The organism is Streptomyces microflavus, assembly GCF_014650075.1.
In the GTDB taxonomy this organism is placed as follows: domain Bacteria; phylum Actinomycetota; class Actinomycetes; order Streptomycetales; family Streptomycetaceae; genus Streptomyces; species Streptomyces microflavus.
Genome location: NZ_BMUG01000003.1, coordinates 80060 through 102914, shown reverse-complemented (window position 1 = coordinate 102914; position 22855 = coordinate 80060). Strand labels below are relative to the sequence as shown.

19 protein-coding genes are annotated in these 22855 nt (G+C 73.9%); 8 read left to right on the top strand and 11 right to left on the bottom strand.

What is annotated here, in order from left to right; all coding sequences use genetic code 11:
• Positions 1–23: 23 nt before the first annotated feature.
• The 4 genes from secD to ligA form a co-directional block, all read right to left on the bottom strand.
• Positions 24–2342, bottom strand: coding sequence for a protein translocase subunit SecD (gene secD, locus IE264_RS09455; RefSeq protein ID WP_032757006.1), 2319 nt, complete (start codon positions 2340–2342; stop codon positions 24–26).
• A 35-nt stretch (positions 2343–2377) separates the two neighbouring features.
• On the bottom strand, positions 2378–2980 hold the full coding sequence (locus IE264_RS09450; RefSeq protein WP_032757083.1) for a hypothetical protein: 603 nt from the start codon (positions 2978–2980) through the stop codon (positions 2378–2380).
• 140 nt (positions 2981–3120) lie between these two features.
• Entirely contained in the window at positions 3121–3852 is a 732-nt protein-coding gene (locus IE264_RS09445; RefSeq protein WP_078657457.1) for a rod shape-determining protein, read from the bottom strand.
• 448 nt (positions 3853–4300) lie between these two features.
• Positions 4301–6517 carry an NAD-dependent DNA ligase LigA gene (gene ligA, locus IE264_RS09440; protein ID WP_051821821.1) on the bottom strand — a complete coding sequence of 739 codons (2217 nt, stop codon included), beginning with the start codon at positions 6515–6517 and terminating at the stop codon, positions 4301–4303.
• 310 nt (positions 6518–6827) lie between these two features.
• On the opposite strand from ligA, the gene IE264_RS09435 reads away from it, so the two are divergent.
• The 3 genes from IE264_RS09435 to IE264_RS09425 all read left to right on the top strand — a co-directional run bounded on the left by IE264_RS09435 (position 6828) and on the right by IE264_RS09425 (position 9596).
• The gene (locus IE264_RS09435; protein WP_015612534.1) at positions 6828–7766 is read left to right on the top strand and encodes a DUF1996 domain-containing protein; all 939 of its coding nucleotides are present in this window, start codon (positions 6828–6830) and stop codon (positions 7764–7766) included.
• Positions 7767–7880: 114 nt separating this feature from the next.
• Positions 7881–8513 carry a DUF305 domain-containing protein gene (locus IE264_RS09430; RefSeq protein ID WP_051821815.1) on the top strand — a complete coding sequence of 211 codons (633 nt, stop codon included), beginning with the start codon at positions 7881–7883 and terminating at the stop codon, positions 8511–8513.
• 33 nt (positions 8514–8546) lie between these two features.
• Positions 8547–9596 (top strand): LacI family DNA-binding transcriptional regulator, encoded by a 1050-nt coding sequence (locus IE264_RS09425; RefSeq protein ID WP_015612532.1) that lies wholly within the window; start codon positions 8547–8549, stop codon positions 9594–9596.
• Between the two features lie 21 nt (positions 9597–9617).
• Here the strand turns inward: IE264_RS09425 and IE264_RS09420 are convergent, their stop codons facing one another.
• Positions 9618–11822 (bottom strand): phage holin family protein, encoded by a 2205-nt coding sequence (locus IE264_RS09420; RefSeq protein WP_032757008.1) that lies wholly within the window; start codon positions 11820–11822, stop codon positions 9618–9620.
• Between the two features lie 282 nt (positions 11823–12104).
• On the opposite strand from IE264_RS09420, the gene IE264_RS09415 reads away from it, so the two are divergent.
• Entirely contained in the window at positions 12105–12887 is a 783-nt protein-coding gene (locus IE264_RS09415) for an MBL fold metallo-hydrolase (protein ID WP_190167615.1), read from the top strand.
• Positions 12884–13534: a DedA family protein gene (locus IE264_RS09410; RefSeq protein WP_032757009.1), complete on the top strand. Its 651-nt coding sequence runs from the start codon at positions 12884–12886 to the stop codon at positions 13532–13534. Before IE264_RS09415 ends, IE264_RS09410 begins: the two co-directional genes overlap by 4 nt.
• Before the next feature lie 35 nt (positions 13535–13569).
• On the opposite strand, the gene IE264_RS09405 is transcribed toward IE264_RS09410, so the two are convergent.
• On the bottom strand, positions 13570–14775 hold the full coding sequence (locus IE264_RS09405) for an aminotransferase class I/II-fold pyridoxal phosphate-dependent enzyme (protein ID WP_032757010.1): 1206 nt from the start codon (positions 14773–14775) through the stop codon (positions 13570–13572).
• Between the two features lie 271 nt (positions 14776–15046).
• On the opposite strand from IE264_RS09405, the gene IE264_RS09400 reads away from it, so the two are divergent.
• The 3 genes from IE264_RS09400 (at position 15047) to IE264_RS09390 (ending at position 17897) form a co-directional block, all read left to right on the top strand.
• Positions 15047–16561, top strand: coding sequence for a bifunctional phosphatase PAP2/diacylglycerol kinase family protein (locus tag IE264_RS09400; protein ID WP_015612527.1), 1515 nt, complete (start codon positions 15047–15049; stop codon positions 16559–16561).
• 108 nt (positions 16562–16669) lie between these two features.
• Positions 16670–17479: a class I SAM-dependent methyltransferase gene (locus IE264_RS09395; RefSeq protein ID WP_032757087.1), complete on the top strand. Its 810-nt coding sequence runs from the start codon at positions 16670–16672 to the stop codon at positions 17477–17479.
• Positions 17480–17543: 64 nt separating this feature from the next.
• The gene (locus tag IE264_RS09390; RefSeq protein WP_015612525.1) at positions 17544–17897 is read left to right on the top strand and encodes a VOC family protein; all 354 of its coding nucleotides are present in this window, start codon (positions 17544–17546) and stop codon (positions 17895–17897) included.
• A 25-nt stretch (positions 17898–17922) separates the two neighbouring features.
• Here the strand turns inward: IE264_RS09390 and IE264_RS09385 are convergent, their stop codons facing one another.
• The 5 genes from IE264_RS09385 to IE264_RS09365 all read right to left on the bottom strand — a co-directional run bounded on the left by IE264_RS09385 (position 17923) and on the right by IE264_RS09365 (position 22855).
• Positions 17923–18819: an arginase family protein gene (locus IE264_RS09385; protein ID WP_032757011.1), complete on the bottom strand. Its 897-nt coding sequence runs from the start codon at positions 18817–18819 to the stop codon at positions 17923–17925.
• A gap of 86 nt (positions 18820–18905) precedes the next feature.
• On the bottom strand, positions 18906–19505 hold the full coding sequence (locus IE264_RS09380) for a GNAT family N-acetyltransferase (RefSeq protein WP_032757012.1): 600 nt from the start codon (positions 19503–19505) through the stop codon (positions 18906–18908).
• Between the two features lie 68 nt (positions 19506–19573).
• The gene (locus tag IE264_RS09375) at positions 19574–19813 is read right to left on the bottom strand and encodes a LapA family protein (protein WP_015612522.1); all 240 of its coding nucleotides are present in this window, start codon (positions 19811–19813) and stop codon (positions 19574–19576) included.
• A gap of 153 nt (positions 19814–19966) precedes the next feature.
• A complete protein-coding gene (locus tag IE264_RS09370) occupies positions 19967–21724 on the bottom strand; it encodes a CocE/NonD family hydrolase (protein ID WP_032757013.1) in 1758 nt (585 codons plus the stop codon).
• A 177-nt stretch (positions 21725–21901) separates the two neighbouring features.
• On the bottom strand, positions 21902–22855 hold the full coding sequence (locus IE264_RS09365; protein WP_032757014.1) for a S66 peptidase family protein: 954 nt from the start codon (positions 22853–22855) through the stop codon (positions 21902–21904).

Genomic DNA, 22855 nt, shown 5'->3' with positions numbered 1-22855 from the left:
GGGGGGACGGGTCCCGTACGGGGTCAGACGCGGGCCCCGTTGTCGAGCGGGTCGCGCCGGGGTGCGCGGGCGCGCCGGGATGCCTTCCCCGGTACGGGCGGGGGTGCGCCGGTCGTACGTTCCAGGACCAGGGCGCCCGGTACGGCGGTGAACACCGAGGACCAGGTGCCCACGACGATGCCGATGAGCAGGGCGAGCGCGAAGTCGGCCAGTGAGTCGCCGCCCAGCACCGCGAGGGCGACCAGGATGAACAGGGCGCCCATCCCGGTGTTCACGGTGCGGGGGACGGTCTGGAGGACCGCCCGGCGCGCGATGGTGGCCAGGGGTGTCTTCCGGTTCCCGGCCCACAGCTCCCGTACCCGGTCGAAGACCACCACCGAGTCGTTGACCGAGTAGCCGATGACGGTGAGCAGGGCGGCCAGGAAGATGCCGTCCACGGGCCTGCCCAGCCAGGCGAAGGCGCCCACGACGATCACCACGTCGTGCACCATCCCCACGACCGAGGCCACGGCGAACGTCCAGCGGAACCTCATCGCGAGGTAGGCGAGCTGGACGAACACGGCGACGCCCAGGGCGATCAGCGCGTTGCGCCGCAGTTCGTCGCCGAGGCTCGGGCCGATCAGTTCGTCCCGTACCTTCGTGGTCTCACCGCCCTCGGTGGCCAGTGCTTCGCGCAGGGTGTGCTCCCCGTCGTTGTCGAGCTTTCCGGTGCGTACGGAGATGTCGCCGTCGCCCGCCGTGGTGACCTCGGCGTCACCGAAACCGGCGTCGGCGAGGGTGGAGCGGGCGGTCTCGACGTCGACGGGGCGGCTGGTGGAGTACTCCACGAGCCGCCCCCCGGTGAACTCGACGCCCAGGTCGACCCCGCGCACCACGATCCCCGCCACGGCGACGGCGACCAGCGCGGTGGAGACGACGAGCCACCGGACCGGCTTCCGGAAGAGCTGCGGGTCCTTGCGGGTCAGCCAGGTCCGTACGCTGCCGGGGCGCGCGATCCCGTTGACGCCCCGGTAGTCGCTGACGAACCGGGAGCCCGCCGCGATCTCGGTGAGCGCCCGGGCGATGACCAGCGCGGAGAACATCGAGGCGACGACGCCGATGGCGAGGGTGACGCCGAAGCCCTTGACCGGGCCGGAGCCCAGGAAGAACAGCAGCCCGGCCGCGAGGAGTGTGGTGATGTTCGAGTCGGCGACGGCGCTGAACGCCTTCTGGAAGCCGGTGGTCAGCGCCGAGCGCAGAGAACGTGCCGGCCGGTCCTGGCACTCCTCCCTGGCCCGTTCGAAGACCAGGACGTTCGCGTCGACCGCCATCCCGATCGCCAGGACGAACCCGGCGAGTCCGGGGAGCGTGAGGGTGACCCCGAGGCCGACGAGCGCGGCGTACGAGATCACCCCGTACGCGGCGAGGGCCACGGCGGCCAGTGCGCCGAAGAGGCGGTAGACGAAGGTGATGAAGAGCGCGGTGGCGGCGGCGCCGATGAGCGCAGCCTGTGCGCTGGCGTCGATGGCGGCGGCACCGAGGGTCGGGCCGACGGTCCGCTGTTCGACGATCTCCACGGGAACGGGCAGGGCGCCGCCCTTGATGAGCAGGGCCAGGTCACGGGCCTCCTTCGCGCTGAAGGAGCCGGTGATCTGGGTACCGCCGGAGGGCAGTCCGGCCTGGCAGCCGACCGAGGGGTCGACCTGGGGCGAGGAGATGACCTTCTCGTCCAGGACGATCGCGACGCGCCGCCGCTCGTCCCCGGCGGGGTGGCAGGCGGCCTCACCCGTCAGCCGGGTCCAGTCCTTCCCGGCGTCCTTGTGGAAGTCCAGCTTCACCGTCCAGCCGGCCGCCTGCTGGGCCTCGAAGGAGGCGGTGGCGTCCTTGACACCCGCTCCGGAGAGGCGGGCGGGGCCGAGGTCGAGCTGTGTCCCCTGTTCGTCGGGGAGGGTCAGCCGGCCGGATCCGGGCTCGGACTCGGGCTTGGACTCGGGTTCGGTGCCGGGGGGTGTGGCGCCCTGGACTGCGTGGAAGCTGAGCTGGGCGGTGCGGCCGATCACGGCGGCGGCCTGGCGCGGGTCCTGGACATCGGGCAGTTCGACGATGATCCGGTCCTCGCCGGACCGGGTGAGGACGGGTTCGGCGACCCCGAGGGAGTCGATGCGCTGGCGCAGGACCTCCAGGGTGCGGTCGGTGGTCTCCCGGTTCGCCTCGACGGTGGCGGAGTCCTCGGCCTGGAGCACCATACGGGTGCCGCCCTGGAGATCGAGGCCGAGTCTGGGTGACATGGTCAGGGTGATGAAGACGGAAACGAGCAGGACGGCGGCAGCCAGAACCGCTCGCACCGTGGTGGCGCGAGTCATGGAAATCCTCCGGTGGGGCGTCGGCCGCCCTCACCTCAGCGAGGACGCGACGCCGGATCGGCAGAGCAGGACCGGTGGCCGGTCGGGAGACCGGCGGCCGTGCCCGGAGGACCGCGGACACCGGGCAGCGCGCCCCGGCGTCCGGAGGGTGTGCCGAAGGAGGCCGCGGTGACCGGCTCGACGGGGCCGCGCTCCACGATCGGCCCCGGTGAGCAGGCCTGCAGCCCGTCGTAGGACGGCGGTGGCGCGTGGCCCGTGAGGTGGGCGCGGCCGATGCCCGCCCGGGGGGTCTGCGGGGCCGGATCGGCGGCCCGTGACCGGTCGTGAGGGGCTTGGGTGTGCGGCTGGGCGGGGGCGGGCCGCGCGTGGGGCCGCTGGGGGCCGGGCGGCTGGTCGCGGAGACCACGGCTGCCGGGGCCGGAGCCGACGGGGCTCGGGGCCGTGCGGGTGCGCCGCAGGTCGTGGTGGAGGCCGCCGGGGTGGGCGGTGCGGTCGGTCTTCGGGGCGGGCGCCGGCGGTTTCGGCGTGTGCGCCACCGTGAGCGAGAGGCTGTTGAGGGCGCCGACGGGGAGCGCGGCACCTGCGGTGGGGGCACCGCCGACCAGGGTGAGGACGGCGAGGACCAGCGCGGCCAGCACGCTCCGGGTCCGGTGCGCCGGGGCCGTCCGGAGGCGCCGGGAGCCGTGCGCCGAACGGTTCGGCAGGCGCCGGGTGTTCCCCGCTGGACCGGTCTGCCGCGGCCGGAGCGCGTTGCCCCGGGGCGGCCCCGGGTGCGGGGTCACCTCGGTCGGCCGGGCAGGGAGGCGGCGGGCGTCACTCCGTGGCGGAGCACGGAGCTGAGGATCTGTCCGGCACCGCGGACGACGGTGGTCGACGGGTCGTCCGCCAGCCGGACCGGCGTGCCGAGGCACCGGGCGATGCGGTCGGTGACGTCGGGGCGCAGCGCCCCGCCGCCGGCGAGCACCGGGCCCTTGCGCAGGGCGCCGCGGATCGCGCCGTGCCGGTCCTGCCGCCACATGGACATCACCATGTCGAGAACCGTACGGACGAGGGTGGCGGGCAGCGTCTCCGGGTCCAGGTCGCTCAGCCCGGTCTCGGCCTGCCGGGCGTCGGCGATCCGGCCGCCGACGAGGAGCGTGACCTCGGTCAGCTCGGCGCCCATGTCGACGACGAGCAGCGGCCCGGCGTCGCGCGGCCCGGCGTGCGCCGCGGCGGCCCGGGCGCTGCTGAGGACGAGGACGCGCGTGGGTCCAAGACCGGCGAGCAGCTCCCGCGCGGCGTTACGGTGACCGGCCCCGGCGAGAACGGGGTGGCTGAGGACGATCACGCTGTCCGTACGGTCGGGGCCGAGGGCCGCGTCGGCGATACGCCCGAGCAGCCGCACGCAGGCCTCGGGGTCGACGATGCGCCCGCGCCGGACGGGCCGTTCGGCGTCCCCGTCGAGAGCGCGGCCGTCGAGGGGGCTGTCGCTGCTGAGGAGCGGGTCGGTGACCAGTCCGTGGCCGGGCACCCAGGCCCGGGTGCGGGAGCTGCCGAGATCCAGGGCGAGTCCCCGGGCGGCCACGGTCCTGCCGCCGAGCCGACGGTGTCCGTGGCGCACCCGGAGCGCCCCGGGCTCGCGCCCGGTCCCGAGCCCCACGGCCCCGCTTCCGTCACGAAGCGGCCCGGGACCTTCGCCGGACCGGCCGGTCCCGCGCGTGGTCCGAGGGTCAGGGTTCGGGGAGTCGAGGTTCGGGGGGCCGGGGACTTCGCCCCCGGGCCGGCCCGGCAGGGGGACGGCACGGCCGTGCGGCTGTCCGTCGTGCAGAGAACGCATCGCCCCTCACCCCCGGCCCGCCAGCGGCAGCCGTCCACGCACCCATCGGCCCGCTGATAGCGAGGCATGACCAAGCCCTCACTATGCAATACCGGGTGCGGGAAAGCCACTTCCTCCCCGATTCAAAGGAGCCCGACCGGTCTCAGACCTCCACGACCTCGGCGACCTCCGCGACCTCCGCCGCCGGTACGGCAGCCGCACCCCCCACCGGCTCCACGACCTCCGTCACCTCCACCACCTCCACAGCAGCCACCACCGCGACGGCCTCCCCGGCCGCCCCCGGCAGGAACTCCGCGATCAGCTCCGCGAACTCCTCCGGCGCCGCGATCCGGATCCCCAGCTCCTCCGCCTTGGTCCGCTTCGACCCGGCCTTCTCCCCCGCGACCAGCAGGCTCGTGCGCGCGGAGACGCTGGAGGACGACTTGCCGCCCGCCCGCTCGATCAGCTCGTTCATCTGATTGCGCGACAGCTTCTCCAGCGCCCCGGTCATGGCGCCCGTGACCACCACCTTCATCCCCGCCAGGGGCAGCTCGGCGCCGGTCCCGCCGCCGTCGCCCTCCTCCTCCGTGCCGGGCTCCGGCGGCGGAGTGGCGCCCGGCTCCGTCATCGTCACCCCGGCCCGGACGAGCTTCTCGATCAGCGGGGCCAGCTCCGCCAGCTCGGCGACGACCGCCGTGGCCTTCTCCTTGCCGATGCCGTCGACCCGTTGGAGCGACTCCGCGTCCGCGGCGACGATGTGGTCCATGGTCGCGAAGTACCGCGCGATCCTGCGGGACATGGAGCGCCCCGTCCCCCGTACGCCCAGGGCGCAGAAGACCCGGGACAGCGGGCGCGAGCGGGCGGTCGCGATGGCGGCCAGGAGATTGTCGGTGGAGGTCTCGCCCATCCGGTCCAGGGCGAGCAGCTGCTCGCGCTCCAGGGTGAACAGGTCGGCGAAGTCCTTGACGAGGCCCGCGTCGACGAGCTGGACGACCCGGGTGGCGCCGAGGCCCTCGATGTCGAGCTGGTCACGGCCAGCGGCGTACGAGACGGAGGCGACCAGCCGGCAGTTGCGGCCGCGGGTGCAGCGCCAGCGCTGCTCGCTCGTGTCGATCTCGGAACCGCACTGCGGGCAGCTCGCCGGGAACTCGATCGGCGTCTCGTCCCCGGTGCGCAGATGGGCGACGGGCGCCTCGATGCGCGGGATGATGTCGCCCGCCTTGTAGACCATGACCTGGTCGCCCAGGCGCAGATCGCGGCGGGTGATGTCGGCCGGGTTGTGGAGGGTGGCGTAGCCGACGGTGGATCCGTCGATCTCGACGGGCTCCAGGACGGCGCGCGGCGCGATGATGCCGGTGCGGCCCACGTTCCACTCGACGGAGAGCAGGCGGGTGATCTTCTCCACGGCGGGGAGCTTGTAGGCGATGGCCCAGCGCGGTGCCCGGGTGCCGGACCCGGCCTCGCGCCGGTCGGCGGCGAGGTCGGCCTTGATCACGATGCCGTCGATGCCGAACGGCAGCGCGGCGCGCAGGGCGCCTATCTCCTCGACCCGTGCCTGCACCTCCTCCACGGTGGTCACCCGGAGCGGCGCCACCTCCGTGGCCGCGGCCGTGTGCACGCCGAGCCCGGCGACGTACGCGAGGAGTTCGCTGTGGGGCAGCTCGGTGAGGGTCGCGGAGAGCTCTCCGGAGCCGGCGAGCGGCAGGGCGCCGTAGGCGAAGAAGGTCGTCTCCACCCGGTACGCCCGGTCCTTGGCGCGCAGGGTGCCCGCCGCCCCGTTGCGCGGGTTGGCGAAGGGGGCGCCGCCGTGCTCCGTGCGGATCGCGTTGCCCTGCTCGAACTGCTCGTTCGTCATGAGGATCTCGCCGCGCACCTCGATGGTGACCGGTGCGTCCAGCCGCTCGGGCAGCCCGACGACCGCCGGGGCCGCGTGCGAGACGTCCTCGCCCGCCGTGCCGTCGCCCCGGGTGATCAGCCGCTCCAGCCGCCCCTCCCGATAGCGGGCGGCGACCGCCAGGCCGTCCAGCTTCGGCTCCACACTCCAAGCCGCGACCGGTCTGCCGATCCGCCGCTCCAGAGAGGCGGTCCAGGTGGCGAACTGCTCGGCCGAGAACACGTTGTCCAGCGAGAGCATCGGCACCGTGTGCGGAACGTCGCCGACGGCGGCGCCGCCCGCGACCTTGCCGGTGGGTGATGACTCGTGTATCTCGTCGGGGTGGTCCGCCTCGTATGCGGCGATCCCGCGCGCCAGCCGGTCGTACGCGTCGTCGTCGAGGGTGCTCTCGCCCGTGGCGTAGTACGCGGCGGCGGCCTGGGAGGCCTCTTCGACCGCGGCGGCGTAGGCGGCGGCATCGGCGAGCACAGCGGCTGAGTTCGTCATGGCCACCATCCTGCCGCCCACCACTGACAACGCCCTCGACAGCTCCTCCCCACCCCCCTCCCGCCGACGTCCCACCCGTCGCTCCGGGCACGCGGAACACCTCCCCGTACGGGAGGGAACAACACGCTCCGACCAGCATTCAGGAGAGCGCTCTCCCATCTCCTCCACCCCTAAGTGCCGTCACGTGACCGGGTGTTGCAGTGCTTGCGCATTCTCTTGACATGCTCAGGCCGCACTCTTACGTTCCCCCATGAGAGAGCGCTCTCTACCGTGATCAAGGAACCTCCCCCCACTTCCGAACAGGAGTGCCGTGCTCTTCCGTAATCGACTCAGCCGTGAACACCGCCGCCAACGATCCCCCCAGTCCTGGCGCTACAGAATCGCCGGACTCGCCGCCGCAGCCCTCGCCCTCTCCCTCGTCCAGGCCAACGTCGGCAACGCCGCGGGCGACCGTGGTGCCGCCGAGGTCGCCCCCCAGGCCGCCGCCGATGTGGTGCGGGTGGCCGAGTTCCTGGCGGAGTGCCCCTACACCCACCGGGCGCCCGACGACCCGATCGTCTTCCCGGGGCTGCCGGGCGCCTCCCACATGCACAGCTTCTTCGGCAACGACACCACCAACGGGAACTCGAACCTGGAGTCGCTGGAGAAGGGCCGCACGAGCTGCTCGCCCGACACCGACCTCTCCTCGTACTGGGTGCCCACCCTGTACGACGGCGACCGGGAGGTGGAGCCGACCGGAACCACCTTCTACTACCTCGGTGAAGGGGTCCGCGACGACATCATCCGGCAGATCAAGCCCTTCCCCCGGGGCCTGCGCATCGTGGCGGGCAACGCGAAGGCGACCGCACCGCAGGAGAACACCATCGCCCGCTGGTCGTGCCTGCACGCCGGTCACGTCAACCCCTCGCAGGACTTCGTGAACTGTCCGCCCGGCACGATGCTGGAGTCCTACCTGGACTTCCCGCAGTGCTGGAACGGTACGGATCTCGACTCGGCCGACCACAAGAGCCACATGGCCTACCCCGTGGCCGGCGCCTGCCCGTCGACCCACCCTGTGCCGGTGCCCAAGCTCCGTCAGGTGCTGCGCTATCCGGTGAGCGGCGACCCGGCCCGCTTCCGGCTGGCGTCGGGCCCCGGCTACACGATGCACGGTGACTTCTTCAACGTATGGCCGGAGGAGGAGATGGCGCAGCGCGTACGCGACTGCATCAACGCGATCGTCAAGTGCGGGTTCGACGGCACTCCCTGATCCGACGTCGTCACCCGTCCATCCGTACACCGGTCGATCCGTTCATCCGTCCACCGGTGTCGCCCCGGGGCCCAGGCCCCGGGGCGGCGCCCTCCGCCCGGTCCAGGACACCTCATGAGTCACGCCACCCGATCCAGGCCCCCCACCACACGCCGCCCCGTCGTCGCGCCGATCCTGCTGGCCCTGCTGGGTCTGGCCGCGTCGGCCGGCTGCTCCACCACGACGGAGCCCGCGCCCGTCGCCTCCCCGGTACGCACGGCCGCGGCCCCCTCCCCCTCCACCTCCTCCACGCCCACCGACGCCGCCTGGGCCCAGCTGATGACCCCGATGAACGAGAAGGCGCTTGCCCTGCTCACGCTCGCCGCCGACCGGGCCACCGAGCCCCGGCTGCGGGCCTTCGCGACCCGGCTGCACAGCGGGCAGGAGGCCGAACTCGGCCGCCTGCGGCCCCTGCTGGCCCGGATGGGACTTCCGGACACCGATGTGCACGCGGGCCACGACATGCCCGGCATGGTGACGGAGGCGGACCTCGAAGCGGCCCGGGCGGCCGAGGGGGCCGCGTTCGACCGGCTTTTCCTGACCGGGATCCGGGACCATCTGCGCCACTCCGCGCAGGTGTCGCGGTCCGAGATCACCGCGGGCGCCAGAGCCGACGCCAAGCAGCTGGCCGCCGCCCTCGTCACCGCGCGCGAGGCCGCGCTCACCGAGCTGGAAGGGCTCCCGGGGGCGGCACAGGCCCTCGGCTGACCGGCGCGCTGGGCTGCGGGTATAAAGGGCTGCATGACAGCCGAAGTGGAGCCGCCCGTACGTCCGACCTTGGAGGACGTGGCGGCCGTGGCCGGTGTCTCGCGGGCCACCGTGTCCCGGGTGATCAACGGAGCCACCACGGTGGACCCCGCCCTGCGCACCGTGGTGGAGGAGGCGGTGGCGACGACCGGGTACGTGCCCAACCGGGCGGCGCGCTCGCTGGTGACCCGGCGCACCGACTCCGTGGCCCTGGTGATCTCGGAGCGGGAACGGCGGCCGGTCTCCGAGCCGTTCGCCGGCCGGATGTTCTCCGACCCCTACTTCGGCCGGGTCGTCAGCGGGCTCCTCGAAGTGCTGCGTCCTGCGGGCATCCAGATGGTGCTGATGCTGGCGGACGACGAGACGTCCCGGAACCAGCTGCTCTCCTACCTCCGCCACGGCCACGTCGACGGCGTCGTCCTGGTCACCTCGCACGCGGACGACCCGCTGCCCCATCTGCTCCAGGAGACCCGGCTGCCCGCCGTCCTCGCGGGCCGCCCCCCGCGTCCTTCGTCGCTGGCCTATGTGGAGGTCGACCAGCAGGCCGGGGCGCGGCTCGCGGCGGACCATCTGGCCGCGCTGGGGCGGCGCCGGATCGGGACCATATCCGGTCCGCAGGACAGACCGGCGGGGCAGGTGCGTCTCGCGGGTTTCCTGGAGGCACTCGCCACGCACGGCATCGAGGACGTGGCCTGCGCGGAAGGGGACTTCACCCATCTGGGCGGTGCGGCGGCGATGCGCCGGCTGCTGGAGGAACAGCCCGGTCTGGACGGGGTGTTCATCGCCTCGGACCTGATGGCGCTGGGCGCGCTCCCGGTGCTGCAACGGGCCGGCCGCGACGTCCCGTCCGATGTCGCGGTGGTCGGTTTCGACGACAGCAGCGCGGCGGCCGCCTGCGATCCGCCGCTGACGACGGTTCGGCAGCCGGTCGAGGAGATGGCGGCGGAGATGGCCCGGCTCCTGCTGAAGCAGATCGGCGGCCCCGGCGGGCCCTCGCCCTCCGTGGTCTTCCCGCCGACGCTGGTACGACGCCAGTCGGCCTGATCCGAGAGGGCGGCGCTCAGGTCAACTCGGCGTCTCCGGCAGCGGGATCTCGCTGAGCACCGGCACCCCCCGCACGGCCGCACCCTGCCCGTCGGCCGGACCCTGCCCGCCGCCGCCCCGCTCCCCGGGGAACGGCTCGTCGGCCCGGGCGGCGCCCGTGAAGCCCTCCGTCCGCACCGGCACCTGCGGGCCGGAGAACTCCAGCAGCCATCGGTTCAGCACCCGGTGCACCGCCTCCGCGCCCACCAGCCCGCCGCCCGGCGGTGCGGGCGCGCCTTCGGCGGTCTCGGCGGCCACGATGTCCAGCGGGTCCGTCATACCGCGCGGCCAGAGCAAAAACGGCCTGGCCTGTTCACCGCCCAGTCCGCCGTGCGAGCCGATCTGCTCCTCGAAGGCGTGCACGGTGCCGGTTCCGGGGTCGTACATGGAGTTGACCATGACGTCGGCGACGTGCGGGAAGGTGTCGGTGCGCCGGACGGCGGCCGCCGCGCCGGTGCCGAAGACGGCGAGCGGGCCCGCCCCGTCGGCCAGTTCGGCGACGGGGACCTCGGTACCGCCCGGCCCGAGCACCACGGAGCCGTGTTCCTCGCTGCGTACGAGGAGGAAGCCGATCCCCGGATGGTTGGCGAGCGTGGACAGCAGCGCCGGGTTGCGGCGGTCGATCTCCTCGCGCGAGGCGCGCCCCTCGATGTCGGGGAAGGAGACCAGGCCGAGGTTGCCGGAGGCCAGCACGATCGGTTCGGAGCGCCTGGCCGCGTGCTCCGCCTCCGGCTCCACCTCCGCGGGCGGGCGGTGCAGGGCGATCCGTACCGCGTCACGCGCCTCGGACGCGCTGTGCGTACCGCGCGCCCTGCGCGGCACCGGGAGCCCGCAGCCCGCCCGCACCAGGTCCTTGAGCGTCAGCCCGTACCGCCCGGCGAAGGTCTCGCCGGGGCTCTGGCCGTGGTCGGAGAGGAGCACGATCCGGTACGTACGCGGGGTGTGGTCGGCGATCTTGGCAATCAGCGCGAGGGAGCGGTCGAGGCGCTGGAGGACCTTCTCGGCGTCGCGGCTGTGCGGTCCGGAGTGGTGGGCGACCTCGTCGTAGGCCACCAGGTCGGCGTAGACGGCGGTGCGTCCGGCGAACATGTCGCCCAGGACGGCGGAGACAACCACATCGCGCTCGACCACGGTGGCGAAGGCCCGGATGAAGGGGTAGAGGCCGCCGCGCTTGACCCGGGGGGTGACCTTACGGGCGCGGGCCCGGGTCGACTGGCCGATCTCGCGGCCGACCTCGGCGGCGAACGAGAGGGCGGTGCGGACGGCGTTGGCCGGGTCGGAGAAGTAGGCGAAGTACCCGGAGCGGGAGCGGCGGCCCTTGCCGCGCCGGGCGGCCATGGACAGGACCAGGGCGAGCTGTCCCGCTCCGCCGCTGAAGAGGTTGCCCCGGCTCGCGCCGTCGATGGTGAGGAGCCCGCCGTCCCGGGTGCGGGCGATGGCGCGGCGCTGCATCTCCAGGGCGCTGGCGGGGCGGCTGGAGACCATGACGGTGCCGGTCTCCTTCTCGTACCAGCGGAAGGCGGGGACGTCGTGGTTGGAACCGTGCAGGATGGCGAGCTGGCTGGCGCCGGTCTGGCTGGACCAGTCGGTGCGCCAGGGGGTGAGGCGGTGTCCGGAGGAGTCCGCGAGCCAGCCGGCGACGGTCGGCATGAGCCCGTCGGCCGCCGCCTTCACCAGGACGTCGTGGCCGACGCCGTCGAGCTGGAGGAAGACGGTGCCGGGCGGTCCGTCGCGGTCGGGTCCCAGGATGTCCGGGGAGCCGCGCCGGCGGCGCCGGTCGGCGAGGCGGGAGAGTCTGCGGCGGTAGGCCTCGTCGTCGCGGACGGCGAGCGCGGTGGAGGTGGCGGAGGCGACGGCGGACATCACGGCGGCGACGACGACCGCGGTCTCCGGGGCGGCGTCGCCGCGCCCGTCCGGGATGAGGCGCAGCGCGATCAGCAGCAGCGAACCGTTGAGGAAGAAGACCAGCGCGCCGAGGACGAGCGCGGGGACGATGAGCAGGGCCCGGACGAGTACGGGCCACACCAGGGCGGAGAGCAGGCCGAACGCCCCCGCGCCCCAGGCCGCCGTGAACGCGGTCCGGGTGATCGTGTCGCCGTCGTCGGACTGGAGCCGGAAGTCGGGCAGGAGGCCGGCGAGCGCGAGCATGGTGAGGGTGGACACCGCCCAGACCGCGATGATTCGCATCAGCGCACCGCCCGCCGTACGCCATCTCGCCGTACGCCGTCCCGGCGCAGGCCGTCTCCGCTCGTCCACGCCGGTCCACCTCACGCCTTCTCCCCCTGCGGGCCCGTCCGTCAGGAGCCCGCTCCCCAGCTTTTCACAGCGTCGGGCCCGGTCAGGGCCGTCGTGGTGGAGGCCTGGGGGCGCATAGGCTCGTACCGGCGGCGCTTGCCCGTACGGGTATGGGCGGGCCGCTCCGGGGCAACGGGTCACGGAGACGAACAGAGGCCGAACGAGGAGGCGGACGTGCCGGTGGAGGTCACCTGGTGGGGTCATGCCACCTGCACGATCGAGGACTCCGGGGTACGGGTGCTGACCGACCCCCTGTTCGTACGGCGCTTCGCGCATCTGCGGCGCCGCCGGGGTGAGGTACCGCCGCCGCAGGCCGCGCTCGCCGAGGTGGTGCTGGTCTCGCATCTGCACTCCGACCATCTGCATCTGCCCTCGCTCTCCCGGCTGGCCCCCGGCACCCGGCTGATCGTGCCGAGCGGCGCGGTCGCGGCCGTGCCCGGGCTGCGGGCCCTGCGCCGGAGGCGGGAGCTCCTGATCACCGAGGTGCGGGCGGGCGACGAGGTACGGGTCGGCGAGGTGCGGGTGCGGGCGGTTCCGGCGCTCCACGACGGTCGGCGGCTGCCGGTCGGGCCGCGCAAGGTGCCCGCGCTCGGTTACGTGGTCGAGGGCGAGGCGCGGACGTACTTCGCCGGGGACACCGGGCTCTACGACGAGATGGCGGATGCGGTGGGCGCGGTCGATGTGGCGCTGCTGCCGGTGGGCGGCTGGGGCCCGTACCTCGGGCACGGCCATCTCGACCCGTCCCGGGCCGCCGAGGCGCTGACCCTGCTGGAGCCGCGCTCGGCGGTGCCGGTGCACTACGGCACGTACTGGCCGATCGGTCTGGACGGGGTGCGGCCGCACGAGTTCCACGGGCCGGGCGACGAGTTCGTCCGGCAGGCGGGCATACGGGCGCCCGAGGTGGCGGTGCACCTGCTGTCCCACGGCGAGCGGGTCCGGCCGGAGGCCGGCCGGTGATCCCGGAGCTCGAAACGGTGGTGGGGGCGCTACCCACCGAGTCGACCCAGCAGGCCGTGGGCTATCCGACGCTGTTCCTCCTGGTGGCGCTGGGGTCCCTGGTGCCGGTGATTCCGACGGGCGCGCTGGTGAGTTCGGCGGCGGTGGTGGCGCTCCACCAGACGTCACCGCTCTCGATGCTCCTCGTCTTCGCGGTGGCCTCGTCGGCGGCGTTCCTGGGTGACATCTGCCTGTACTGGCTGGGGCAGCGGGGCGTGCGCTCGAATCACGGTTCGAAGTGGCTGGAGGCGCTCACGCGCCGGGCCGCGCCGGAGCGGCTGGCGCAGGCGCAGGAGAAGCTCGACGAGCACGGCGGGACGGTGCTGATCCTGTCCCGGCTGGTGCCGGCCGGGCGGATCCCGGTGATGCTGGCGTGCCTGCTGGGGAAGATGCCGCTGAAGACGTTCGCCCGGGGCGATGTGCCGGCGTGTCTGGCGTGGGCGGCCACGTACCAGCTGATCGGGATCCTGGGCGGCTCGCTCTTCCCGGAGCCCTGGCAGGGCGTGGTCGCGGCGGTGGCGCTGACCGTGCTGATCAGTGTGGCGCCGGCGGTGTGGCGGAAGCTGCGCGCGCGGTTCGGCCATGGGACAGGTGACGCGACGAGCTGAGGTGCCGGCCTTCCCCGGGGCTCACCCCCTGAAGGTCACCGCAGCTCGCCGAAGGCCGCCGCGAACCGGCTCAGTGCCCGCGCCACGTGCGGCAGCTCCAGGGGCTCCTCGGCGGTGAGGGACTCCCGCTGTTCCTCGGCCGTCGCCCCCAGCAGCGGCCCGGTACCGAGCCGTACGCGCAGGGCGCCCAGCTCGTCCCCGAAGCGGTGGCCGCCCGGGGTCGGGGCGCCGAGCCGGTCGGTGAGGTACTCCTCCAGCTCCATGGAGTCCGTGACACCCAGGTCCGCCAGCCGGGAGCGGAGCGGGCCGAGGTCCGCGTAGAGGTGGCGGCCGGCCTGCGGGGGGCGGGCCAGGACTCCGGCGGTGAGGACCGCGCGGTGGGCGGCGGCGGCCACCTGGGACTGGAGCCCCGCGGCCCGCCGGATCCTCTCCCGTACGGCCTCCGGCTCCCCGAGGGCGTGGGCGGCGGCGGGGGCCAGCGGGCCGGCGACCAGGGCGCCCAGCGCGGTCAGGACGTCCAGCGTGCGGGCCCGGCGCACGGCTCCCCGCCCGGTCTCCGGGAAGCGGGCGACGGCGACCGGCCAGGCGGCGGGGGTGAGTCCGCCGGAGAGGTCGCTGATGACGGTGACGCCGTCGGGGCACATCTCGGCGGGGCTGAGCAGGACGGTGTCGCGGGGCCGGTGCACGGTGTCGCGCCAGGTCTCGTCGCTGATGATGTGCATCCCCTCGCCGACCGCCGCCTCGCAGGCCTCCCGCACGAGCTCGGGCGGGGCGACGGTGGCGGTGGGGTCGTCGGCGACGGAGAGCACCAGCAGTTTCGGCCGGCCGCCCTCGGCCCGTACCCGGCGCACGGTCTCCAGCAGGGCGTACGGGTCGGGGACGCCCCCGCATTCGGCGGGCGTCGGCACCTGGTAGGCGGGCGTGCCGAGCAGCCGGGCCTGGGGCATCCAGGTGGCCGGGCAGGGGCGGGGCATCAGGACGTCACCGCCGTGCGCGGCGATCAGCGCGAGGAGGAGCGGCTGGTCGCCGGGGGCCGCCACGATGTTCTCCGGCCCGCCGTGCAGGCCGCGCCGGGCCCAGTAGGCGCAGGCCGCCTCTCGCAGGCCGCGGCCGCCGCCGGGCGGCTCGGGACGGGTGCGGTCCGCCGCGGCGGCCAGGACCGCCGCCAGTTCGGGGATGACGGGCAGGCCGGGGTCGGGGGCGGGCGGCCCGTAGCGGACGGGCCCGTGGTCCTCGTGCATTCCGGCCTCCTCCGCCGCCACCGGCCACGACCGTTCCGCTACGGCTCCGGGGCGCTCTCAGGGCCCTTTATACGGAGGTTCGGGCCGGGCCGCCCGCCCAATTGCGCACCCGGGGGGCCGGTGGTCACCCGCCGGGAGGTCCCCGGCCCACGCGCCGGTGGCCGGCCCACCGGGCGGATCCTGGGCCGTTGAGCCGGTGGCCGGCGCCACGTGGTGAGGCTCTCAGCGCGCCTGCTGGTTCATCGGCCGGTCTCCGGGTATTCGCTGAGCCATGTCGCCCAAGTCGTCACCGAACACATCGTCCGCCGCCCCCGCCGCCGACCGGGTGCGGAGCTGGCTGCAGGGACGGGACCTGGCCGTCTTCCAGAGCGTGGCGGGACGGCACTGGCCGGGCGCCGACCCCCTGCTGCCCCAGCTGAGCCGGAGCGCCAACCACGGGCTGCTCTGGTTCGGGACGGCGGTCGGCATCGCGGCCCTCGGCTCCAGTGCGCGGTCCCGCCGTGCGGCGCTGCGCGGGGTCGCGTCGCTGGCCGTGGCGTCGGTGGCGATCAACACCGTCGGCAAGGGGGCGGTCCGGCGCCGGCGGCCGATACTCGATCATGTGCCGGTCGTGCGGCAGCTGAAGCGGCAGCCGGTGACCACGTCCTTCCCCTCCGGCCACGCGGCCTCGGCGGCGGCCTTCGCCACCGGGGTGGCGCTGGAGTCGAAGGGCTGGGGTGCCGTCGTCGCCCCCGTCGCGGCGGCGGTGGCCGCCTCCCGCGTCTACACGGGGGTGCACTATCCGAGCGATGTGCTGGCCGGGGCGGCGCTCGGCATCGGAGCCGCGTTCGCGCTGCGCGGGGTCGTCCCCACCCGGGGCCAGCTCCCCGCGCCCGGCCGCCCGCCCGGTGAGGCTCCCGCGCTGCCCGGCGGGAAGGGCCTCGTGGTGGTGGTGAACGAGGCGTCCGGGACGGCCACCGCGACCGCTTCGCTGGTGCGCCAGGCGCTGCCGCTCGCCGAGGTGGTCGAGTGCGCGCCCGCCGACCTGTCCACCGCCATGGAGAAGGCGGCGGGCCGGGGGCAGGCGCTGGGCGTCTGCGGGGGCGACGGCACGGTGAACCTGGCGGCCTCCGTCGCGGCGACGCACGGGATGCCGCTGGCGGTCTTCCCCGGCGGGACGCTCAACCACTTCGCCTACGACCTGGGCATCGAGACGGTCCAGGAGGCGGCGGCCGCGCTCACGGCGGGCGATGCCATACAGGTCGACCTCGGCAGGTTCCGCCCCGGCCCGAAGGGGCCCGACGGGGCCGACGGCTACTTCCTCAACGCCTTCAGCCTGGGCGCCTATCCGGAGCTCGTACGGAAGCGGGAGCACTGGTCGCCCCGGATCGGCGGCTGGCCGGCGGGGGTGCTCGCCGCCCTCCACGTACTGCGCGGACAGCGCCCCCTGGAGGCCGAACTCCAGGGGCGCCGACGCCCGTTGTGGCTGGTGTTCGTCGGCAACGGCCTCTTCCAGCGGGTCGGCCCGGCGCCCGGCCGGCGCCACAACCTGGCGGACGGGCTGCTGGACGTGAGGGTGGTGCACGGCGGCCGGGGCCCGGCGCTGCGGCTGCTGGCGGCGGCGGTGGCCGGACCCCTGACCCGCTCCCCCGCGCACGCCGCGGTACGGCGGCGCCGGGTGCGGATCGCCGGTCTGGCACCGGGCACTCCGTACGCGTACGACGGTGAAGTGGCCCACTCCGGCACCGAGTTGCTGATCGACAAGCTGCCGGAGGCGCTGACGGTCTACTGCCCGATGCACGTGTAGCCCTCCCCGCAATCCGTCCGCATCTCAAGACGCCCATCTCACCATCCGGCATGGCGGCGTACGGTGGTTGCGGAATCGAGAGAGGACGCCGCCATGCCGGACGCTGCCATGCCGAAAGAAACCGCCGTCTACACCCACGGCCACCACGAGTCGGTGCTGCGCTCGCACCGCTGGCGGACCGCCGCCAACTCGGCGGGCTACCTGCTCGGTGAACTCCGGCCGGGAATGGCGGTGCTGGACGTCGGCTGCGGCCCCGGCACCATCACCGCCGACCTGGCCGCGCTGGTCGCGCCTGGCCGGGTGACCGCCGTCGACACCGGCACCGGCATCCTGGAGCAGGCGGCCGCGGTGGCCGCCGAACGCGGGCTGGAGAACGTCGAGTTCGCGGTGGCCGACGTGCACGCACTGGACTTCCCCGACGACTCCTTCGACGTCGTCCATGCCCACCAGGTGCTCCAGCATGTGGGCGACCCGGTCCAGGCGCTGCGCGAGATGCGGCGCGTCTGCCGGCCCGGCGGGGTGGTCGCGGCGCGCGACAGCGACTACGCGGCGATGGCCTGGTTCCCCGAGGCGCCCGGACTGTCGGAGTGGCAGGAGGTCTACCGGCGGGTGGCCCGCGCCAACGGCGGCGAGCCGGACGCCGGGCGGATGCTGCTCTCCTGGGCGCGGCAGGCCGGGTTCACCGACATCACACCGACCGCCGCCGCCTGGTGTTTCGCCACCCCGGAGACCCGTGCCTGGTGGAGCGGGCTGTGGGCGGACCGTACGACGGACTCGGTCTACGCCGAGCTGGCGGTACGGGGCGGCCATGCGAGCACCGAGCAGCTGACGGCCTTCGCGAGCACGTGGCGGGGCTGGGGCGCGGAGGACGACGGCTGGTTCATGGTCCCGCACGGCGAGGTGCTCTGCCGGGGGTGAGGTGACCGCCGGAGCGGTCCCGAATCGATCACGCTCGCGGCGCACGCCAACTACCCTCGTACGCATGGAGATCCTGGGAACCACGCTGCGTATCTGCGTCGACGACCTGGAGGCCGCGGTGGCCTTCTACGAGGGGCTGACGAGCACCCCGGCACTGCGCTTCGAGCGCGGCGGGGTCTCGGTCGCCGCGATCGGCTGCTTCCTGCTGATGAGCGGGCCGGAGTCGGAGCTGGAGGTGCTGCGCAAGGTGAGCGCGACCATCGCCGTCAAGGACGTGGACGAGGCGAACGCGGCACTTGCCCGGGCGGGGGCGCGGATCGTCGCGGGGCCGGTGCCGACCCCGGCGGGCCGCAACCTGATCGCGCTGCACCCGGACGGTTCGGTCTTCGAGTACGCGGACCGCAAGATCATGGCCTGATCCGCCCCCACCCCGGGCGGTCGGATCAGGCCGGTGCGAGGGCTCCGACAACGAGGTCGGCGAGCAGGGCGCCCGCGGTGCCGTCGGCGTCGAGATCCGGGTCGTAGATGGTCACGTTGAGCCCCACGCAGCGCGGGGAGGAGACCAGCGTACGCAGCAGCGGGGCGAGTTCGCCGGGCAGCAGCCCTCCGTCGTCGGGGCTGTCGACGGCGGGCATGACGCTCGGGTCGAGGACGTCGGCGTCCAGGTGGACCCAGTAGCCGTCGAGGGCGGGCGTCTCCAGGCTCTCCACGGTGGCCCGCGCCAGCTCGGCGGCGCCCCGCTCCCTGATCTGGCCGACGGTGGCGTTGGGGATGTTCAGGGCGGCCAGCTCGGCCCGGTCCTCGTCCCCGTCGCGCATGCCGAAGAGGCGGATGTCCTCGTCCTTGAGGTAGGGGCCGAGCCCGTCGATGTCGCTGAGGTCCGCCTGGCCGCGCCCGGTGGAGATCGCCAGCTCCTCGCCGCCCGCGGCCCCGATCCGGTCGCTGTTGCCGGGGTGCCGGAAGTCGGCGGACCCGTCGACGGCGGCGAGCCCGTACCGGCCGAGGCGGCGCAGGGCGAGGGCGGCGCCGAGCTGGATCGAGCAGTCGCCGCCGAGGACCAGGGCGAACTCTCCGGCCCGTACGTGTCCTTCGACGCGGTCGGCGAGGGTGCGGGTGTACCGGGCGATGGCAGCGGCGTTGAAGACCCCGTCGCCCTCCTTCCACTCCCCCAGGTCGTAGCGCGGCGGGACCACCACTCCGCCCTCCAGCGCCCCGAGGCGCTGCACGATCCGCTGCTCGCGCAGTGCGCCCGCCAGCTTGTAGCAGCCCGGGACGGTACCGGGGGCGGGGGGCCGCAGGCCCAGGTTCGAGGGGGCGTCGAGGACCACGATGGTGCGCATGCGCCCCATCCTCGCCGCTGCAACGAGCGGCCTCAAGAGGGTTCCGGCGGGCCCGGAAGAGGGTGTGGGCGAGACCTGCGGCAGGGTTACGCGGCTTCGGCGGCCGGGGCCGTGATCGCCCAGCGTTCGTGGTCGCGCCAGGCGCCGTCGATGTGCAGGAAGTCGGGCGAGAACCCCTCCAGGCGGAAGCCCGCCCGCCGGACCAGGGCGATGGAGGCCGCGTTACCGGGCTGGATGTTGGCCTCCAGGCGGTGCAGGCCGAGCGGTCCGAAGGCCAGGCCCATGACGAGGCCGAGCGCTTCGCCCATCAGTCCGCGCCCGGCCGCGTGGGCGAAGGCACCGTAGCCGAGGGCACCGCAGCGGAAGCCGCCGAGGACGATGTTGTTGATGTTGATGAACCCGGCGATGGCCCCGTCCGCCCCGCCCTCGCCGGGCCCGCCGCCTTCCCCGCGCTCGACGATGAGGAAGCCCTCGCGGGCAGGGTCCCGGGCGAGGGTCTCGGTGTAGGCGGCGTAGGCGGCGGCGCGCTCCGGCGGGAAGAGCCAGGGGTGGTGGAGGGTCCGGCTCTCCCGGGCGCGGGCCGTGAACTCCGCCGCGTCGGCCTCGGTGAAGCGGCGCAGGGCCGCTCGCGGGCCTTCGGCGAGGTACGGATCGGTCGGGCTCGGGTGACCGTTCGGATCGGGCATCGTCCCAGCGTACGACGGGTACGGGCGGTGGGGTCGGCAGGCACCGCCCGTCATGTGCACCCCAGGCGTCACTTGCGCTTGCGACGGAACAGATAGCCGCCGCAGACCAGCCCGATGAGGAACATCGCGAGCAGGGCGAGCCAGAGCGGCATGGTCACTTCGGGGACGATCACCCGGATGGTGACCTTCTGGGTGTTCACGCAGATGAACACGATGACGAGGGCGACCAGCACCGCGACGGCGATGCGCCCCGGGGTCCACACCCCGGTGCCACGCCTGCCGTCGCTCGTCACGTCCTTGGGACTCATGGCCCGGTCCTTCCGCTCGCTCCTCGCGTCCGGCCCGTCCGTCGTGCCACGCGGCCGCCCCCCCGGTTTTCCAGCATGGCTCGGTGCCGGGTCCGGGGGGCGGTGCTGTACGGCCGTTCGGGTGAACGAAGGCGCTGGGCGGGGCAGGGGCGGTCAGCCGGCCGGGACCACCGGGAGCTCCAGCACGCCGGTGTCCTCGGGGGCGCTGACCACGGTGACGGGCTTGACGCCCCGGTTGCCGAAGTACGCGGTGTCGCTGGCGGCGATCACGAACTCCATCCGGTGCCCCTTCTCGTACCGGTGGACGATGCCGGGCAGCTCCACCGTGAAGGGCCGGGTGACATCGGGGACCCGGACCGGTGAGACGAGGCGGTTCACCAGGGTCCTGCTGCCGTCGGGGGCGACGTCGTACACCTTGGCGAAGAGGACGAGCCTGTCGGAGGCGTCCCCGCTGTTCTGGGCCCGTTCCGCCTTCGGGGAGACGACCTTCAGGGTGGCCTTCGGGGCGCCGACCACGTCGACGGGTGCGGTGAGCGGGGCGCTGCGCCAGCCGAGGTAGGTGCCCTTGGTGTCGTACGGCTTCGGGTCGGGCAGTCCGATCAGCGGGGCGATCGAGCTCTCCGAATGGCTCGTCGGCACCAGCCAGTTGGTGTACTGGCGGCTGCCGCGGACCACCTTGGAGCGGTTGTCGACCAGCTTGCCGTCGCCGGAGAGGTACATCTTCTGCGACAGGGCGGGCACGGCGGCCGCCGTGCCGTAACCGCTCTGCCAGGAGCGGTAGTAGGCGAACTCGGGCCCGGTGTCGGTGTCCGTCTTCTTCTGGAGGTACCGGTCGAACCAGGCGAGCACGCGCCGGCCGACGTAACTGGTCTCCAGGTTGCCTTCTCCCAGGTCGAGTTCGCCGGGGACCTGGCCGCCGCTGTGGCCCCAGGACTGCCAGATCATCTTGGCTGTGGTGCCCTGCGCCTTGAGCGTCTCGTAGGTGGCGGTGGCCTCGTTGAGGTTGAACAGGCTGTCGGCCTGGCCCTGGACGATCAGGGTGGGGGCCTTGACCCGGTCGAGATAGGAGACGGGCGAGACGCTGCGGGCGTAGTCGAGCATCGCCCGCGTCCTGTCGGCCGGGTAGCGGCCGGAGTTGAGGAACCGGATGGTCTCGCAGGCCCGGTCGGCGAAGTGCAGGCAGTCCAGCCGGTTGAAGCGGGACGGGTCCAGGCTCGGGTTGAGGAGCGGCTGCCCCTCGCCGATCAGGTAGAACCCGTTGGTCCACTGCCACTTGAAGACGCCGGGGGTGTCTGAGGTGACGCCGGTGCGTGCCCCGGTGTTGTTGGGGGCGAGCGCGTAGGCGAGGTCGTTCCAGGTGATGAGCGGGACGAGGGCGTCGACGCGGGGGTCGGTGGAGGCGGTGGCCAGTTGGATGGCGCCGCCGTAGGAGCCGCCGATCATGCCGACGCGCGGGTCGCCCTCGCCGTCCTGGACGACGTAGTCCGCGCGGGTGCCGTCGTCGGCCGCGCGGGTCCCGCCGAGGAAGTCGAGGAGTCCGCTCGCGGCCTTCCCGTCGATGGCGGGGTCGTCCAGGGTGATCAGGCAGCCGGACCTGCCGAAGCCGAGCCCGGAGTAGACGAGGCCGACGTAGCCGCGGGCGGCGACGGCCTTGCCGATGGCGTCGGTCGAGCCGTCGGACTTGCTGCCGCCGAACCCGTTGGTGGCGAGGACGGCGGGGGCGGGGCTGTCCGCGTCGACGCCTGCGGGGCGGTAGAGGTCGGCGTCGACCACGCAGGAGCGGCCGCCCGCCTGGACGGTGAACTTCAGGGGGGTGACGGTGTACGGGGCGGCTTCGGCGTGGGCCGGGCCGGAGAGGACGAGGGGGGCGGCGAGGGCGGCCGCCGCGACCGCGACGAGCGGGTTGCGCAAGCTGGGGACAGCACCTGACACGAAGACCTCCACACCGAGGACACCTTACCGACCGGTAAGTATTGGGCCGCGCTCATGCTGTGACACGTGTCATAGCCGTGTCAACGCTCAGGACAGCGGTTGTTGACGGACCTTCACATAAGAATGCCCGGGGGAAGCGACCTGAAGTGCCCGGACTTAGCGGAGCGCGGGGGCCTCGACGGTCAGCGTGCAACGGCCTCCGTCCGCAGGGGCGTCGAGTACCGCCTCCACGCCCAGCGGGACCGTCAGCGCGGTCGGGCCGTGGCCGAACCCCAGCTCCTCGATCACGGGTATCCCCAGCGGGCCGAACCGGTCGGCCAGCACCGCGCGGATCTTCTCGTACGGTCCGCACTCCTGCCAGGAGCCGCAGACCACCCCGGACACCCCCTCCAGGGCGCCGGAGCGCAGCAGCCGGGTGAGGATGCCGTCGAGCCGGTAGGGCTCCTCACCGGTGTCCTCGATGACGAGCAGTCCGCCCCGGGCCCCGTTCCGGGCGTGCGGGGTACCGGCGTCGGCGGCGAGCAGGCTGACGCAGCCCCCGTACAGGACCCCCCGGGCCCGCCCCGGCACCAGGGCGGCGGCCGTGTCCAGGCCGAGGGTCAGGACCGTCTCCGGCTCGAAGAGGGTGGCGCGCAGGTGCTCACGGGTCGGCGCGTCCTTGAGGAACGCCTCGGTGGCGACCATCGGGCCGTGCAGCGTGGCGAAGCCGGCCCGCAGCGCGAACGCCTCGTGCAGCACGGTGATGTCGCTGTAGCCGACGAACGCCTTGGGCCCGGCGGCCCGGACCGCCGCCCAGTCGACCAGGTCCACCATCCGGTGCGCGCCGTACCCGCCCCGGGCGCAGATCACCGCGTCCACGGCGGGGTCGCACCAGGCCGCCTGGAGGTCGGCCGCCCGGTCCGCGTCCGTCCCGGCCAGGTAGCCCAACTCCGGGTGTACGTCCAGGACATGAGGGGCCACGACGGGTTCGAGGCCCCATTCGCGCAACACCCCGAGCCCCGCCTCCAGCCGGTCGGCGGGGACGGGACCGCTGGGGGCGACGACGGCGACCCGCGACCCCGGGCGCAGCCGGGACGGGCGGTCCGCAGGGGCCGTCCGCGAAGGAGCCAC